The 14,104-nt window shown below is 71.6% G+C and carries 15 protein-coding genes and 1 tRNA gene; 8 read left to right on the top strand and 8 right to left on the bottom strand.

All coding sequences use genetic code 11. The annotated features are described in order from the left end of the window. Nucleotides 1-91 precede the first annotated feature (91 nt). Nucleotides 92-514: a VOC family protein gene (locus BN4251_RS03930; protein WP_087483829.1), complete on the bottom strand. Its 423-nt coding sequence runs from the start codon at nucleotides 512-514 to the stop codon at nucleotides 92-94. Nucleotides 515-658: 144 nt separating this feature from the next. Here BN4251_RS03930 and BN4251_RS03925 point away from each other — a divergent pair, with 144 nt between their 5' ends. Both BN4251_RS03925 and BN4251_RS03920 read left to right on the top strand, forming a co-directional pair. Continuing rightward, nucleotides 659-1,573, top strand: coding sequence for a sulfurtransferase (locus tag BN4251_RS03925; protein ID WP_087483828.1), 915 nt, complete (start codon nucleotides 659-661; stop codon nucleotides 1,571-1,573). Continuing rightward, nucleotides 1,570-2,016: a SufE family protein gene (locus BN4251_RS03920; protein WP_087483827.1), complete on the top strand. Its 447-nt coding sequence runs from the start codon at nucleotides 1,570-1,572 to the stop codon at nucleotides 2,014-2,016. The genes BN4251_RS03925 and BN4251_RS03920 overlap by 4 nt, the downstream gene beginning before the upstream one ends. Before the next feature lie 85 nt (nucleotides 2,017-2,101). On the opposite strand, the gene BN4251_RS03915 is transcribed toward BN4251_RS03920, so the two are convergent. Continuing rightward, nucleotides 2,102-2,938: a hypothetical protein gene (locus BN4251_RS03915; protein WP_087483826.1), complete on the bottom strand. Its 837-nt coding sequence runs from the start codon at nucleotides 2,936-2,938 to the stop codon at nucleotides 2,102-2,104. Nucleotides 2,939-3,169: 231 nt separating this feature from the next. Here BN4251_RS03915 and dps point away from each other — a divergent pair, with 231 nt between their 5' ends. Both dps and BN4251_RS03905 read left to right on the top strand, forming a co-directional pair. Next, nucleotides 3,170-3,652 (top strand): DNA starvation/stationary phase protection protein Dps, encoded by a 483-nt coding sequence (gene dps, locus BN4251_RS03910; RefSeq protein WP_087483825.1) that lies wholly within the window; start codon nucleotides 3,170-3,172, stop codon nucleotides 3,650-3,652. 95 nt (nucleotides 3,653-3,747) lie between these two features. After that, entirely contained in the window at nucleotides 3,748-5,106 is a 1,359-nt protein-coding gene (locus BN4251_RS03905; RefSeq protein ID WP_087483824.1) for a M20/M25/M40 family metallo-hydrolase, read from the top strand. Between the two features lie 49 nt (nucleotides 5,107-5,155). On the opposite strand, the gene BN4251_RS03900 is transcribed toward BN4251_RS03905, so the two are convergent. Further along, the gene (locus BN4251_RS03900) at nucleotides 5,156-5,839 is read right to left on the bottom strand and encodes a TetR/AcrR family transcriptional regulator (protein ID WP_087483823.1); all 684 of its coding nucleotides are present in this window, start codon (nucleotides 5,837-5,839) and stop codon (nucleotides 5,156-5,158) included. Nucleotides 5,840-5,911: 72 nt separating this feature from the next. On the opposite strand from BN4251_RS03900, the gene BN4251_RS03895 reads away from it, so the two are divergent. Together BN4251_RS03895 and BN4251_RS03890 are read left to right on the top strand one after the other, a co-directional pair. Beyond that, nucleotides 5,912-6,766: a hypothetical protein gene (locus BN4251_RS03895; RefSeq protein ID WP_087483822.1), complete on the top strand. Its 855-nt coding sequence runs from the start codon at nucleotides 5,912-5,914 to the stop codon at nucleotides 6,764-6,766. Nucleotides 6,767-6,977: 211 nt separating this feature from the next. Further along, complete coding sequence (locus BN4251_RS03890; RefSeq protein ID WP_087483821.1) at nucleotides 6,978-7,259, top strand: HPr family phosphocarrier protein; 282 nt, start codon at nucleotides 6,978-6,980, stop codon at nucleotides 7,257-7,259. 104 nt (nucleotides 7,260-7,363) lie between these two features. On the opposite strand, the gene BN4251_RS03885 is transcribed toward BN4251_RS03890, so the two are convergent. Together BN4251_RS03885 and BN4251_RS03880 are read right to left on the bottom strand one after the other, a co-directional pair. After that, a tRNA-Ser gene (locus BN4251_RS03885) sits at nucleotides 7,364-7,449 on the bottom strand. 64 nt (nucleotides 7,450-7,513) lie between these two features. After that, a complete protein-coding gene (locus tag BN4251_RS03880) occupies nucleotides 7,514-8,374 on the bottom strand; it encodes a universal stress protein (RefSeq protein WP_087483820.1) in 861 nt (286 codons plus the stop codon). A gap of 102 nt (nucleotides 8,375-8,476) precedes the next feature. Here BN4251_RS03880 and BN4251_RS03875 point away from each other — a divergent pair, with 102 nt between their 5' ends. Continuing rightward, nucleotides 8,477-9,133, top strand: a complete 657-nt coding sequence (locus BN4251_RS03875; protein ID WP_245810184.1) for a prolyl oligopeptidase family serine peptidase — start codon at nucleotides 8,477-8,479, stop codon at nucleotides 9,131-9,133. Continuing rightward, complete coding sequence (locus BN4251_RS03870) at nucleotides 9,130-11,241, top strand: S9 family peptidase (protein ID WP_087483819.1); 2,112 nt, start codon at nucleotides 9,130-9,132, stop codon at nucleotides 11,239-11,241. Before BN4251_RS03875 ends, BN4251_RS03870 begins: the two co-directional genes overlap by 4 nt. A gap of 212 nt (nucleotides 11,242-11,453) precedes the next feature. Here the strand turns inward: BN4251_RS03870 and BN4251_RS03865 are convergent, their stop codons facing one another. The 3 genes from BN4251_RS03865 to BN4251_RS03855 are packed head-to-tail and all read right to left on the bottom strand — an operon-like array spanning nucleotide 11,454 to nucleotide 14,041. Beyond that, the gene (locus tag BN4251_RS03865; RefSeq protein WP_087483818.1) at nucleotides 11,454-12,299 is read right to left on the bottom strand and encodes a MetQ/NlpA family ABC transporter substrate-binding protein; all 846 of its coding nucleotides are present in this window, start codon (nucleotides 12,297-12,299) and stop codon (nucleotides 11,454-11,456) included. 33 nt (nucleotides 12,300-12,332) lie between these two features. After that, nucleotides 12,333-13,025, bottom strand: coding sequence for a methionine ABC transporter permease (locus tag BN4251_RS03860; protein WP_087483817.1), 693 nt, complete (start codon nucleotides 13,023-13,025; stop codon nucleotides 12,333-12,335). After that, nucleotides 13,025-14,041, bottom strand: a complete 1,017-nt coding sequence (locus BN4251_RS03855) for a methionine ABC transporter ATP-binding protein (protein ID WP_170931817.1) — start codon at nucleotides 14,039-14,041, stop codon at nucleotides 13,025-13,027. The genes BN4251_RS03860 and BN4251_RS03855 overlap by 1 nt, the downstream gene beginning before the upstream one ends. Nucleotides 14,042-14,104 lie beyond the last annotated feature (63 nt).

The raw sequence follows: 14,104 nt of genomic DNA, 5'->3' as shown, positions 1-14,104 counted from the left end.
GGGCCAGGGACGGAGCGGTGAACGCTGCCCGAACAGGTCGCCGGGATCTGTTCATGCTCGACCCGGCGCCGCCTGTGCCAGGGCCTCACGCTCAGGCTGAGCGGCAGAAGCAGAACGGGTGACCGGCCGGATCGACGTACACCCGGAAGCTGCCCGAGGCGGAGGGCTGGTGCTCGTGCACGATCGCACCGAGCGCGAGGGCGCGCGGTTCGGCGGCGTCGATGTCCGTGACCGAGAAGTCGAGGTGGAACTGCTGGGGGTGCTCGCCATCGGGCCAGGTGGGACGCTGGTAGTCGTCGATCCGCTGGAAGGCGAGGGAAGCCTGTCCGCCGGGCTCGCCGGCCGAGACCCGTCCTCCCGGAGGGAGCAGCTCGGCCCAGTCGGCGTCGCTCCCCTCCTCGAGGCGCCAGCCCAGGAGCTGGGCGTAGAAGGTCGCGAGCTGCAGCGCGTCGGGGCAATCGAGAACGGTCACATCGAGGACGGGGATCGCGGGTTCCTGCTCCATGTTCTCCATGTGCTCACCGTAGGAGCCGCGAGGGTCCAGCGGAAGGCGACACGACTGTCCGCCCAGGGCGAAGTCTCCCGGATGCCACGCCGCACGCCGCGGTGACAGACTGGGGGCATCCTCGCGAGCCATCGACCGTCGAAAGGTGAACTGATGACCGTTCCTGCTGACCCCACCCCTGCGCTGCAGGAGTACGCCCGCCCCGAGAAGCTCGTGACCACGCAGTGGCTCGCCGATCAGCTCGCCGCAGGCCGTCCGGAGAACCTGGTCGTGGTCGAGTCCGATGAGGACGTGCTGCTGTACGAGACCGGGCACATCCCCGGCGCGGTGAAGATCGACTGGCACCTGGACCTCAACGATCCCGTCACCCGCGACTACGTCGACGGCGAGGGCTTCGCGAAGCTCATGGACGCCTCCGGCATCACGCGTGAGACCACCGTGGTGCTCTACGGCGACAAGTCGAACTGGTGGGCGGCCTATGCGCTGTGGGTGTTCGAGCTCTTCGGCCACCAGGACGTGCGCCTGCTCGACGGCGGCCGCGCCGCCTGGCAGGCGGAGGGCCGCGAGATGACCACCTCCGACGAGGGCCGCCCCGCCGCCACCACCGGCTACCCGGTGGTGAAGCGGAAGGATGCCCCGATCCGCGCCTACCGCGAGGACGTGCTCGACTTCCTGGGCGGTCCGCTGATCGACGTGCGCTCCCCGCAGGAGTACTCCGGCGAGCGCACCCACATGCCGGACTACCCGCAGGAGGGCACCGTGCGCGGCGGGCACATCCCCACCGCGCGGTCGGTGCCGTGGGCCCGCGCCGCCGCCGAGGATGGCCGCTTCAAGTCCCGTGCGGAGCTCGAGGAGATCTACCGCGGCGAGCTCGGCTTCGAGCCCCAGACCCCCACGATCGTGTACTGCCGCATCGGCGAGCGCTCGGCGCACACCTGGTTCGTGCTGACCTACCTGCTGGGCTTCGAGAGCGTGCGCAACTACGACGGCTCGTGGACCGAGTGGGGCAACGGCGTGCGCCTGCCGATCACCCATGGCACCGAGCCGGGCGAGGTCCCCGCACGATGAGCGACGCACTGCCCGGCGCCTTCGCCGAGATCGCCGACGACTTCCACGCCCTGACCGGCCGGGACCGGCTGCAGCTGCTGCTGGACTTCGCGAACGATCTGCCCGCGCTGCCCGAGCGCTACGCCGAGCATCCGGAGCTGCTCGAGCCCGTGCCCGAGTGCCAGTCCCCGATCTTCCTGATCACGGAGGTGGAGGGCAGCGGCCGGGAGGCGACGGCGCGGCTGTTCTTCTCCGCCCCGCCGGAGGCGCCGACGACCCGCGGCTTCGCCTCGATCCTCGCGGAGGCGCTCGACGGGCGCACCGTCGGCGAGGTGCTCGACACCCCCGAGACGGTCACCGGAGAGCTGGGGCTGGCCGAGGTGGTCAGCCCGCTGCGGCTGAACGGGATGGCGGGCATGCTCGCCCGGATCAAGCGTCAGCTGGCGGAGAAGGCGGGCGCCTGAGCGTCGGCCCCCTTCGTCTCTCCTGCGCCGCGGCGCCGTTCCCTCTGCGGGGGCGGCGCCGCGATGTTCTCCCGACCGGCTCGGCTCAGCGCGGCGGCGGGGGCGGGTTGCGCGGGATGCCGTACCGCTCGTAGGCCTTCGCTGCCCCGGTGCGCAGCGCGCCGAAGGCGGCGCGCCCGGCCTCGTTCTGCGCGAACTCGAAGGCCGCGCGGGCGCGCTGCGGGAAGTGGGAGTCCTCGGCGTCCGCCGGCCCTGCGCCGTCGGCGTCCGGGAGGAAGCCCGCCCCCGGGCCGAGGGCCTCGATGCGCTCGTGCCGTTCGCGGGCCACCTGCAGCTCGAGCGGCACCCGCACCTGGCGCACCAGCGCCTCGCGTATGTCCTGCCGGATCAGCGCCGCCTGCTCCGCCAGGTAGGCCTCGAGCGCATCGGATGCGTCCGCCTCCGCGCCGGTGCCGTCGTGCAGCGTGAACGCCCGGCTGAGCAGATAGGAGGCGAGGTCCGAGGCGACCTCCGGGGAAAGCCCGTAGGCATCGGAGGAGCCGCGCGCCGCGCGCAGGTCCACCGCGTCGTCGCGTTCGAGCAGGCTGGGGGCGATGTCGACGGCGCTGAGCACGTCCTCGACGAAGGCGTGGAAGCTCGCATCCCCGGCCACGTCGGCGCGGCGCAGATCGGCCCGCCCCGCCTCCTCGGGGAGGTTCACGCGGGTCACGCCTTCGCGCGCGAACTCGTCCTGCGCGGCGCGGCGCAGCAGGCGGCGCGCCGCGCGCTCGAGATGCCCGGCCTCCGCATCGCGCGGGATCTCCGGGGCCACGGCCCGGGCGTCGGCGATCACCGACAGGCGCGCCTGCGTGGACGCGGCGCGGCGTCGCACCGTGCCCGGCAGCATCGCCAGCCGCTCTCGGAGAGTGAAGATCTGCACCACGGGAGCCTCCTGCGGGATGGGGCGGGTGCCCCCATCGTACGGAGGGGAGGCGGCTGATCGACCGATCGATCGACTGGAGCCCGCGCCCGGGCAGGGACCGGCCATCCATGCAGGTGAGCCTCACCTGCGTGAGGGAGGGATCATGACCTGCAGGAACAAGTTCCTTCCCTCGTCCGTTGTGATGGACGAGACTTGGAGACAAGACTTCCGAACCCCGACAGAGGAGATGACATGGCTGACCTCGCCTACACCGTTCCCGGACTCGGCACGGACGACTCCGTGCGCCTGGTGGAGTCCCTGCAGGACCGGCTCCACGCGATGAACGACCTCCACCTGACCCTCAAGCACGCGCACTGGAACGTCACCGGCTCCCGCTTCATCGCGGTGCACGAGATGCTCGACCCCCAGGTGGAGCTGGTGCGCGGCTACGCCGATGACCTGGCCGAGCGGATCGCCCAGCTGGGCGCCTCCCCGGTGGGCACCCCTGGCCGCCTGGTCTCGGACCGCGGCTGGTCCGACTACACGCTCGGCAAGGCTGATGCGCAGGAGCACCTCAAGGCGCTCGACGAGGTCTACAACGGCGTGATCGCCTCCAACCGCAAGTCGATCACCCTCGCCGGCGAGCTGGACCCCATCACCGAGGACATGCTGATCGGTCAGACCGCGGAGCTCGAGAAGTTCCAGTGGTTCATGCGCGCCCACCTGGAGGGCTGAGCACAGCAGGCCGAACGCAGCAGGCTGAGCACTCCTTCGGGGGTCGGGTCCCGCCGAGTACGGTGAGTGCACCCGACCCCCAGGAGGATCCCGGTATGCCGATCGCCGCCCCCACCGCCGATGAGCTCGCCCTGCTGCAGGACGAGGCGGTGCGCTTCACCCGTGAGCTGATCCGAATCGACACCACCAACTTCGGCGGCAACGATCCCACCACCTGGGGCAACGGCGAGAGCGAGGCCGCCGAGCACGTCGTCGGCCTGCTGCGCGAGGTGGGCCTCGAGCCGGTCGTGGTCGAGTCCGCGCCGGGCCGTCCCAGCGTGATGGTCACGATCCCGGGCGAGGATCGCTCCCGCGGCGGCCTGATCCTGCACGGCCACCTGGACGTGGTCCCCGCGAAGGCGGAGGACTGGTCGGTGGATCCCTTCGGTGCGGAGCTCATCGACGGGATGATCTACGGCCGCGGCGCCGTGGACATGAAGGACATGGTGGGGATGATCCTCGCGATCGCCCGCCATCTCGCCCGCTCCGGGCAGACCCCTCCGCGCGATCTGATGTTCGCCTTCTTCGCCGACGAGGAGAACGGCAGCGTCTGGGGCGCGCAGTGGCTGGTGGAGAACCATCCCGAGCTGTTCGACGGCATGACCGAGGCGATCAGCGAGGTGGGCGGCTACTCGATCACCCTGCCGGAGAAGGACACCGGGAAGGACGTGCGCGCCTACCTGGTGCAGACCGCCGAGAAGGGGATCGCCTGGGGGCGCCTGCGCGCCCACGGCCGGGCCGGGCACGGCTCGGTCCCCAACGACGAGAACGCGATCGTGCGCCTGGCCCGGGCGATCACCGCGATCGACGAGCACGAGTTCCCCGTCGAGTTCATCGCGAGCGTACGCGCCCTGTTCGACGGGATCACCGAGATCACCGGGCAGGGCTGGGACGAGGAGGACATCGCCTCCTTCCTGCCGCTGACCGGCGGGGCCCGCCACTTCGTCACCGGCACGCTGCGGGACTCGGCGAACCTGACGATGCTCTCGAGCGGCTACAAGGTCAACGTCATCCCGCAGACGGCCGAGGCCGGCATCGACTGCCGCTTCCTGCCCGGGCACCAGGAGCAGCTGCTGGAGCTGCTGGACGAGCTCACCGGGGAGCACGTCGAGGTGATCATGGACCACATCGGCGTCTCGGTGGACTCCCCGCGCGAGGGCCCGCTGGTGGAGGCGATGACCGCGGCGATCCAGGCGGAGGATCCGGGCTCGCGGGTGCTCCCCTACTGCCTGAGCGCCGGGACGGACAACAAGCCGTTGAGCGCACTGGGGATCACCGGGTACGGGTTCGCACCGCTGCAGCTGCCGCCCGATCTCGACTTCGCCCCGCTGTTCCACGGTGTGGACGAACGGGTGCCGGTCGAGGCGGTGCGCTTCGGTGCGCGCGTGCTGCTGCGCCTGGTGAGCGACTGCTGAGCCGGCCCGCGGGGCTGAGCCCGCAGCGCCGCGCCCGACGGGCCCGCGCTCAGGCCTCGGCCGTGCCCTCCGAGGAGTGGGCACGGCACATCGCGAGGACCTCGGAGGCGGGGATCGGATCCTCCGGGCCGAGTCCCGTGTACCAACCGGGGGCGAACAGCAGGATCTTCTCGAGCAGCTCCGTGGCGTCGAGCTCCTGGCCCTCGAGGGACTGCTGCTCGGTCTCGACCAGCCACTGCGCGGCCAGTGCGAGGGCCGACCCGGCGATGCTGCGGCCGGCCGATTCGCCCTGCAGGCGGGCCGGGACCTGATCGCCCAGACGGGCCAGCGCCTCGCCGTGGAGACGCGTCAACGTGTCGACGAGGATCATGTACGTGCGGTGGGAGAACTTCCAGTCCAGCGCTCCGCGGAGGAAGGTGTGGTGGCGCTCGACGTAGGCCGCGAACATCCCGAAGCCGAACCGCACCGCCTCGTGGAGGCCGTACCCCTGCGCGGCGAACAGGCCGCCCCGTTCCCAGGCGGCGTCGAACATCTGCTGGAGCATCGCGCCCATCAGGTCGTCGAGACCGGAGAAGTGGCTGTAGAAGGCGGCTCGGCTGACCCCGGCCCGTTTCGCGAGCGCATTGACGGTGACCTCTCCGTCGGCGGAGGTGAGGTCACGGGCGGCGGTGAAGATCGCCGCTCTGGTCCGTGCCGGGCGGGGGTCCTGAGCGCGGTCACTCGTGCTGGGCATCTGCCCATGGTAGCCCCGACAAGATCACGCGGGCCTGTGTGTTTGCCACGGGGCGTGCGGCAGGATGAGGGCATGCGCTCCTTCCTGTCCGGGCTCTCCGGGCACCACCAGGGTCGGCGCCCTGCGCTGCTCGAGGAGCTGCGCGGGCAGACGATCCTGCACACGCGTGTCGCCGCGCGCGGCACCTGGACGGTCACCGCGCGCGGATGGGTGCTGCATTCGCGGATCCAGCAGGTGGAGGGGCCGGGCCGGGACGGGATCGCCGCGTCGGCCGTGGGCCTGCGCGATCCGCGCCTGGTGGGGGCGGCGCTGCAGGGCGCCGAGCTGCTGCCCGATGGTCAGCTGCACCTGTTCCTGCAGGGCGCGGCGGGGCCGCTGCGACTGAGCACGGTGCCGCGCTGGCAGCTGGAGGGGCCGCGCGGTGCGCTGCTGCGCGCCGAGGAGCGCGGGGAGATCTCGCAGCTCCCGCCGGGTCCGCCGGTGCACGCCGCCCCGGACCAGCTGGCCGAGCATGCCGCCTCCGCCCGCAGCGGGATCGAGGATCGCCTGCTGGCGCAGGGGCGGGACGAGTGGCTGCACCCGGGGCACGTGGTGACGGTGCTCGCGAACGCGGGAGCGCTCGAGGACGAGGAGTTCGAGCGGCGCGGACCTGTGCTGCTCGCGCGGATGCTGGCCCGCGGGGAGCTGCGCGCCGGTTTCGTCACCGCGGGCCGCTTCCGCGCCTGGGACATGCCTCTCGCGGAGGTGGTCGAGCACATCGGCACCACCTGGACCGCGCTCGGCGGGCGCACCCCCGGACCGGACATGATCGCCTGGTTCGAGCTCACCCGCGCCGGCCGGGAGGCGCTGGGGCCCCGCAGCGAGCTGACCATGCCGCCGGGGATGTCGGGCTACGACTCCCCCGGCGTGGTCGGCGGCTTCCGGTGACCCCTCGCCGGCGCTCCACCCGTCACCCCTGACGGCCGGTCCACACTACTCAGCTCGCAGGCGCCCCAGCCAGGGGTTCTGGTCTGCTGTAAGGATTCTCTCCGGTAACCTCACGAGCAGGTGAACGGGAGACGAACACCGGCCGAGTCCGCATCACCAGGTGAGCGGCGTTACGCTGTGGGTCGCCCCCAACGTCGAGAAAGGCGTCCAGATGCCAGCACGAACCGTGAAGGTCGCGAGCAGCAGCGGCCTGCATGCTCGCCCCGCCGCGATCTTCTCCCAGGCCGCGAGCGAGCAGCCCGTCGCCGTCACGATCGAGACGGCCGATGCCGGCCCGGTGAAGGCCTCGAGCATCCTCATGCTGCTGACGCTGAACGTCGGCCACGGCGACGAGGTGACGCTGCGCGCCGACGGGGAGCAGGCCGAGCAGTCCCTCGACGCTCTCGCCTCCCTGCTCGAGAGGAATCTCGACGAGGACTTCCGCGAGCGCTGACCTCGCGAGCGCGCCCTGCCGGCACCTCGCCGCCGGCATACGAGAAGGCCCCCGTCGGATTCCGACGGGGGCCTTCTCGACCCGGTATAAGTCCAGGTCATGGGCGGTAGCGGCGGGATTTGAACCCGCGGTGGCTATTAACCACACATCATTTCGAGTGATGCACCTTCGGCCGCTCGGACACGCTACCGTCGAACAGCTTAACGGTCGCGCCGCCGAGCCTCCAAACTTCCTGCCGCAGGACGCGAGTCACATCACGTGCCCTCGGGGCGGCGGACCACCATCACGTTCCCCGTCGCGTGCAGCACGGTCGCGTGCGCGGTGGAGCCGAGGCGGCTGCGGCTGAGCCCGCGGTGGCCGAGCACCAGCAGGCGTGCACCGGCGGCCGCGGCGAGCAGACCCTCGGCCACGGAGCGGTCCTCGAGCATCCGAACCTGCACCTCGAGGCCGTCCTGGCGCTCGGCGGCCCTGGCCGCTCCCTGCTCGAGCAGGTCGCGGGAGCGGCGGCCGGCGCCCCATGCCTCGGCACCGCTGTCGTAGGGGGCGTGCGCACCGACGCGCACATGCACCACCCGCAGCGGCGTCCCCCAGAGGGCGGAGAGATCCGCGGCCCGGTCCACCGCCTCCCCTGCCGCGTCGGAGCCGTCGTAGGCGACGAGCACGGGGCCCGCGCGATGCTGATCGGAGCGGATCACCGCGACCGGGCAGCCGGCGTCGTGGAGGATGCCGCGGCTGACCGAGCCCAGCAGCACGCCCATCACCGCGCCGAGGCCGCGCGTTCCCACCACCAGCAGCTCGGTCTGGCCGGAGATCTCCTCGAGGACCTCGCGCGGCATGCCGGGCAACAGCTCGGAGCTGACCATCAGGTCGGGGTACTGGTGGGTGACGCGCTCCGCGGCGTCCTCGAGCAGGCGGCTGGCCTGGTTGCGGGGGCCGGCGGGATCGATCACGGGGATCCCGGAGACTCCCTGTCCGATCAGCGGCCAGGTCCAGGCGTGGACGAGGTGCACGCCCGCCCCGGCGTCCTGGGCGAGCTCGGCGGCCCAGCGCACGGCGGCCGTCGCCGCGCTGGTGTCGTCATAGCCCACCACGATGCGGGAACCGTTCAGGTCCATGGTCCACACCTCCCCGTGCGGCCCTGCAGAAGTGATCCCAGGATACGCCGGATCGGAGACGGCGAGGAGGCACAGGTCCCTCCGTTGCCGTGCCGGGCAGCCGTGGCGGGCTGCGGCGCCGGGCGGCGTTCAGAGCCCCGGGTCGTCCGCCTCGAGATCCTCGAGGTCCTCGTCGGTGAGGTTCTCCCACGCCCACCGCAGACCGGCCGGGGGCTGTCGAAGGCGAACTCCCTCGACGACTTCGTGGCCTGCGCGGACCACCTGGTCTCGACAGGATGGGCGGCCGAGGACCGGCTCGGCGCGGTGGGCCTCGGCGCGGGCGCGCTGCTGGTCGGGGCCGCGGCCAACCGTGCCCCCGAGCGGTTCCGGGCGCTGGTGGCGGGGACACCGCTGGTGGACCCGCTCGAGACGCTCCAGGACGAGGACGTGATGCTCACCCTCGAGCAGTGGATCGAGTGGGGTGATCCCGTCGGCGACGAAGCGAACTACCACGCGATGCGCAGCTACAGCCCGGCGGAGAACATCCGCGAGACCGAGTACCCCGCGATCTACGCGTGGACCGCGCAGGAAGGACCCGACGCCCCGGCGGCCTGCGCCGCGATCTGGGTCGCGCAGCTGCGGGACCGCGTCACCTCCGATCCCACCCAGCGGCCGATCCTGCTGCGCTCCGTCCCGTCACTGGCAGCCTCCGCCGGGCCGAAGATCGAGAGCATGGCCTGGATCCTCGAGCAGCTGGGCGCGGTTACCCTCGGGGAATGACCGAGCACCGTCCTGAAGCCCCCGTCCCCGCGCACCGCCCCACCGAGCGGACCTTCCACGGCGACACCGTCGTCGACCCGTACGAGTGGATGCGCGACAAGACCGACCCCGAGGTGATCGCGCACCTCGAGGCCGAGAACGCCTACGCCGACGCCCGCACCGCCCACCTCGAGCAGCTGCGCGGCACGCTGGTCGAGGAGTTCGTGGGCCACACCCAGGAGACCGACCTCGGCGTGCCGGTGCGGCGCGACGCGTGGTGGTACATCACCCGCACCACCGCCGGGAACGACTACCCGGCCTTCACGCGCGTCGCGGATGCCGGCGCGATGCCGCAGGTCGAGCCCGGCGTGATGCTCGAGGGCGAGCAGATGCTGCTGGATGCGCAGGCCGAGGCGGCCGACGCCGAGTTCTACTCGCTGGGCGGCCTCGCCCCCTCCCCCGATCACACCCTGCTCGCCTACGCCGTGGACACTACGGGCGATGAGCGCTTCACCCTCGTGGTCAAGGACATCGCCAGCGGAGAGATCCTCGATCAGGCCGTCACCGGCGCCGGCTACGGCCTGGCCTTCTCGAGCGATCAGCAGTGGCTGTTCTACGCCCGCGTGGACGAGGCATGGCGCCAGCACCAGATCTGGCGCCACCGCCTGGGCACCGCCATGAGCGAAGACGAAATGGTGATCGAGGAGCCCGATGAGCGCTTCATGATCGGCTTCGACCGCTCCCGCGACGGCTCGACCCTGGTGATCCAGGCCGGCTCCACCTCGACCTCCGAGGCCTGGCTGCTGGACCTCGCAGACCCCACCTCCGCGCCTGTGCCCGCCGGCGGCCGACGCGACGGCGTGGACTACGGCGTCGAGCACGCGGGCGACCGCCTGCTGATCGTGCACAACGACGGCCACCGGGGCTTCGCGCTCGCCCAGGCCCCGCTCACCGCGCCCGAGGCGTGGGAGGAACTGCTGGTCGCCGGCGAGGGCGAGCGCCTGCTCGCCGTCGAGGCCTTCGCCGGCTTCGTCGCGCTCGAGCTGCGCAGCGGCGGGCTCGCGAGCGTGCGGGTGATCCCACGGGCGGCCGACGGGTCGCTGCTGCTCGAGCAGGCCGCGGACATCAGCCACGGCGGCGAGCTGGACACCGTCGAGCTGGATGCGAACCCCAACTGGGACCAGACCTCGGTGCGCTACGAGCTGACCAGCATGCTCACCCCGCCCACGATCGCCGAGCGCGAGATCTCGAGCGGCACCACCACCGTCCTGCGCGTCACCCCCGTGCCGAACTACGACCCCTCGCTGTACGTCGAGCGCCGCGAATGGGCGCAGGCGGCCGACGGGACCGCGATCCCACTGAGCATCGTCGCCCACCGCGACGTGCCCGCCGACGGCACCGCCCCCGGCTACCTCTACGGCTACGGCTCCTACGAGGTGTCGGTGGATCCCTCCTTCGTGCCCACCCGCCTGTCCCTGCTGCACCGCGGAGTGGTGATCGCGATCGCGCACGTGCGCGGCGGCGGCGAGATGGGCCGTGACTGGTACGAGCACGGCAGGCTGCTGGAGAAGAAGAACTCCTTCAGCGACTTCGTGGCCGCGGCCGAGCACCTGATGAGCACGGGCCTGGTGGCCGAGGGGCGCCTGGGCGCCGAGGGCCGCAGCGCGGGAGGGCTGCTGATGGGCGGCATCGCGAACCTCGCCCCCGAGCGCTTCCGCGCGGTGATCGCCGGGGTGCCCTTCGTGGACGCCCTGACCACGATCCTGGACCCGTCCCTGCCGCTCACGGTGGGCGAATGGGAGGAGTGGGGGAACCCGCTGCACGATCCGGCGGTGTACGAATACATGCGCGAGTACACCCCCTACGAGAACATCCGCGCCGTCGAGTACCCCGCGATCTTCGCCTCGACCTCGCTGAACGACACGCGCGTGTTCTTCGTCGAGCCCGCGAAGTGGGTGGCGCGCCTGCGCGAGACCGTCACCTCGGACCAGGCCGAGCGCCCGATCGTGTTCCGCTGCGAGATGGTCGCCGGGCACGGCGGTCGCTCGGGCCGCTACCGCAAGTGGGAGCAGCGGGCCGACGAGCTGGCCTGGCTGCTGGACCAGCTGGGGGCGACCGAGCTGCTCTGAGCGGGCCGGATCCGGCCGGGCGGGATCGGAGCGGGCGGCGCGGGCCGGGCTGGACCGGGCGGCGCGGGCCGGGCTGGACCGGGCCGACTTGTCCCGTGATGGCCGATGGTGAGGTGTACTGGCAATATTGCCAGTTCACCTCACCATAGGCCCGGCCACGACACCGGCGACCGACCCCGGACCCGGCCCACGCGACCGGCAGGGCGGGCGGCTCAGAAGGCGGGGATGACCGCGCCGTTGGTGTAGGTCTCCTCGATGTAGGCGCGCACCTCATCGCTGTGGAGCAGACCGTCGAGCGCCACCAGCGCCTCGTTCTCCTGGTCCGCCGCACGCACCACCATCATGTTCGCGTTCGGGTTGCCCTCACCCTCCTCGAGCACGATCGACTCCTCGGCGGGGTTCAGGCCCGCCTCGAGGGCGTAGTTGCCGTTGATGACGCCGGCGGCGAAGTCGGCCAGCGACCGCGGGATCTGCGCGGCCTCGAGCTCGACGAACTGCAGGTTCTTCGGGTTCTCGGCGATGTCGCCGGTGGTGGCCGAGGTGGGGGCGATGCCCTCGGCGAGGGTGATCACGCCGTTCGCGGCGAGCAGGTCCAGGCCGCGGCCGCGGTTGGTGGGGTCGTTCGCGATCGCCACCTCGTCCCCGTCCTGCAGCTCGTCCAGGCTGGCGATGCTCTCGGAGTAGATGCCCAGCGGCTCCACGTGCACGCCCTCGAAGCCGAAGAAGTCGAAGCCCTTCTCCTCCATCTGCCCCTCGAGGAAGGCGGGGGTCTGGTAGAAGTTCGCGTCCAGGTCGCCGTCGCTGAGGGCCTGGTTGGGGATCTGGTAGTCCGTGTACTCGGTGATGTCGAGCTCGAGGCCGGCGTCGGCGGCGAGGTTGTCCTGCACGAACTGGAGGATCCCCGCGTGCGGGGCCGGGGAGGCGCCGATCCGGATGGTGGTCACGCCACCCTCCTCCGTCGGCCCCTCGGTGCCGCCGGCACCGCAGGCGGCGAGGGCGAGCGCGGCGAGGCCGGTGCCCGAGGCGAGCAGGGTGGTGCGGCGAGAGATCATTGCCATGGGGTTCTCCTTGGAGAGTAGTGATGGTGCAGGTCAGCGGGCGGAGGCCCGGTGGTCGACGGCGCGGGACAGGGCAGAGCCGAACGCCTGGACGGCGATCACGATGACCACCAGCACCACCACCGTCGCGATCATCACGACGTTGTCGTAGCTCTGGTAGCCGTTGCGGATGGCGAGGTCGCCGAGCCCCTTGCCGCCCACGGTCCCGGCCATCGCGGTGTAGCCGATCACCGCGATCGCGGTGGTGGTGAGCGAGCCGATGATGCCGGGCAGCGCCTCGGGCAGCAGCACCTGGCGGATGATCTGGCCGCGCGAGGCGCCCATCATCTGCACCGCCTCGACCTTGCCGGCGGAGATCTCGCGCAGGTTGATCTCGATCAGCCGGGCCAGGAACGGGATCGCGGAGATGACCAGGGCGAACATCGCAGCGTTCGGCCCGGTCACGCGACCCACCACGAAGCGGGTCACAGGGATCAGCGCGATGATCAGGATGATGAACGGGAAGGACCTGCCCACGTTCACCACGAAGCCCACCACGCGGTTCGTCCAGCGGGCGAGACGGCCCGAAGCCCCGGAGGTCTCGAACAGCAGCAGGCCTAGCGGGACCCCGATGAGGGTGGAGAACAGCATGGTCCCCGCGGTCATGTACAGGGTGATCAGGGTGTTGGACCACAGGGACGTGTTGGAGTCCCAGGTCGTGAACACGGGGTTGTCGAGCCACTCCATCAGGCCGTCACCTCCGTTGCGACCACGCCGGCCGCCTCGAGCTCGGTGAGGAAGGCGTCCAGGCCCTCCCGGGAGATCGGCTGCCCGGACCGATTGCGCAGAGCGAGCTGGACGCGTCCCACCTGACGACCGCTGATGGTCTCGATGGTGCCCGCGACCAGGGTCGCCTCGGCCTCGTAGGTCTCGGCCAGGTGGATCAGGTCATCGGTGGTGCGGAACCGCTCGGAGTCGCCGTAGTCGCAGTTGACCACCAGCGCCTCGATGCCGGTGGGGGCGGGCGGCAGCGGGATCAGCTCGGCGCTCAGCGGGCCGTGGGGGTCCGCAGCGACGTCGAGCAGGTCACCGCTCTGGGTGATCGTCCCGTCCTGCAGCAGGGTCACGGTGTCGCAGACCTCGCGCACCACGCCCATCTCGTGGGTGATGATCACGATGGTGATGCCGAGCCGCTCGCGCAGGTCACGCAGCAGGCCGAGGATCTGGCGGGTGGTGCCGCCGTCGAGCGCGCTGGTGGGCTCGTCGCACAGCAGCACCTTCGGCTCGGCGGCGAGGCCGCGGGCGATGCCCACACGCTGGATCTGCCCGCCCGAGAGCTGCGCGGGATAGTTGTGCTCGCGGCCGCTGAGGCCCACCAGCTCGACCAGCTCCGCCACGCGCTTCTCCCGCTGCGCGCGGGGCACCCCGGCGATCTCTAGCGGGTGGGCGATGTTCTGGGCGGCGGTGCGGGAGTCCAGCAGGTTCGCGTGCTGGAAGACCATCCCGATGTTGCGCCGAGCGGCACGCAGCGCCTTCCCCTCGAGGGCGGCGATGTCGGTGCCGTCCACCTCGACGCGCCCCGAGGTGGGCTTCTCGAGCCCCGTCAGGCAGCGGATGAGGGTCGACTTGCCAGCGCCGGAGCGGCCCACGATGCCGTGCACGCGGCCGGGCTCGAGGTGGAGGTCGATCCCGCCGAGCGCGACGACGGGGTCTCCGCCGCCGGGCGCGGGGAAGACCTTCGTGAGGCTGTCGAGAGTGATCACCAGGGCAGTGAAGCACCCGCGCCCGCCTCCCCCGAAGCATCGCGTCACAGTGCGAAACAAACC

The sequence above is a fragment of the Brachybacterium massiliense genome, assembly GCF_900184245.1.
GTDB classification, from domain to species: domain Bacteria; phylum Actinomycetota; class Actinomycetes; order Actinomycetales; family Dermabacteraceae; genus Brachybacterium; species Brachybacterium massiliense.
The sequence above is the reverse complement of the archived record's forward strand: the minus strand, read 5'-3'. Positions and strand labels throughout refer to the sequence as shown.

Excerpts from the sequence above, each read along its gene's own strand:
- BN4251_RS03930 (WP_087483829.1), bottom strand. The coding sequence starts at position 514 with ATGGAGAACATGGAGCAGGAACCCGCGATCCCCGTCCTCGATGTGACC.
- BN4251_RS03925 (WP_087483828.1), top strand. The coding sequence starts at position 659 with ATGACCGTTCCTGCTGACCCCACCCCTGCGCTGCAGGAGTACGCCCGC.
- BN4251_RS03920 (WP_087483827.1), top strand. The coding sequence starts at position 1,570 with ATGAGCGACGCACTGCCCGGCGCCTTCGCCGAGATCGCCGACGACTTC.
- dps (WP_087483825.1), top strand. The coding sequence starts at position 3,170 with ATGGCTGACCTCGCCTACACCGTTCCCGGACTCGGCACGGACGACTCC.
- BN4251_RS03905 (WP_087483824.1), top strand. The coding sequence starts at position 3,748 with ATGCCGATCGCCGCCCCCACCGCCGATGAGCTCGCCCTGCTGCAGGAC.
- BN4251_RS03900 (WP_087483823.1), bottom strand. The coding sequence starts at position 5,839 with ATGCCCAGCACGAGTGACCGCGCTCAGGACCCCCGCCCGGCACGGACC.
- BN4251_RS03895 (WP_087483822.1), top strand. The coding sequence starts at position 5,912 with ATGCGCTCCTTCCTGTCCGGGCTCTCCGGGCACCACCAGGGTCGGCGC.
- BN4251_RS03890 (WP_087483821.1), top strand. The coding sequence starts at position 6,978 with ATGCCAGCACGAACCGTGAAGGTCGCGAGCAGCAGCGGCCTGCATGCT.
- BN4251_RS03880 (WP_087483820.1), bottom strand. The coding sequence starts at position 8,374 with ATGGACCTGAACGGTTCCCGCATCGTGGTGGGCTATGACGACACCAGC.
- BN4251_RS03870 (WP_087483819.1), top strand. The coding sequence starts at position 9,130 with ATGACCGAGCACCGTCCTGAAGCCCCCGTCCCCGCGCACCGCCCCACC.
- BN4251_RS03865 (WP_087483818.1), bottom strand. The coding sequence starts at position 12,299 with ATGGCAATGATCTCTCGCCGCACCACCCTGCTCGCCTCGGGCACCGGC.
- BN4251_RS03860 (WP_087483817.1), bottom strand. The coding sequence starts at position 13,025 with ATGGAGTGGCTCGACAACCCCGTGTTCACGACCTGGGACTCCAACACG.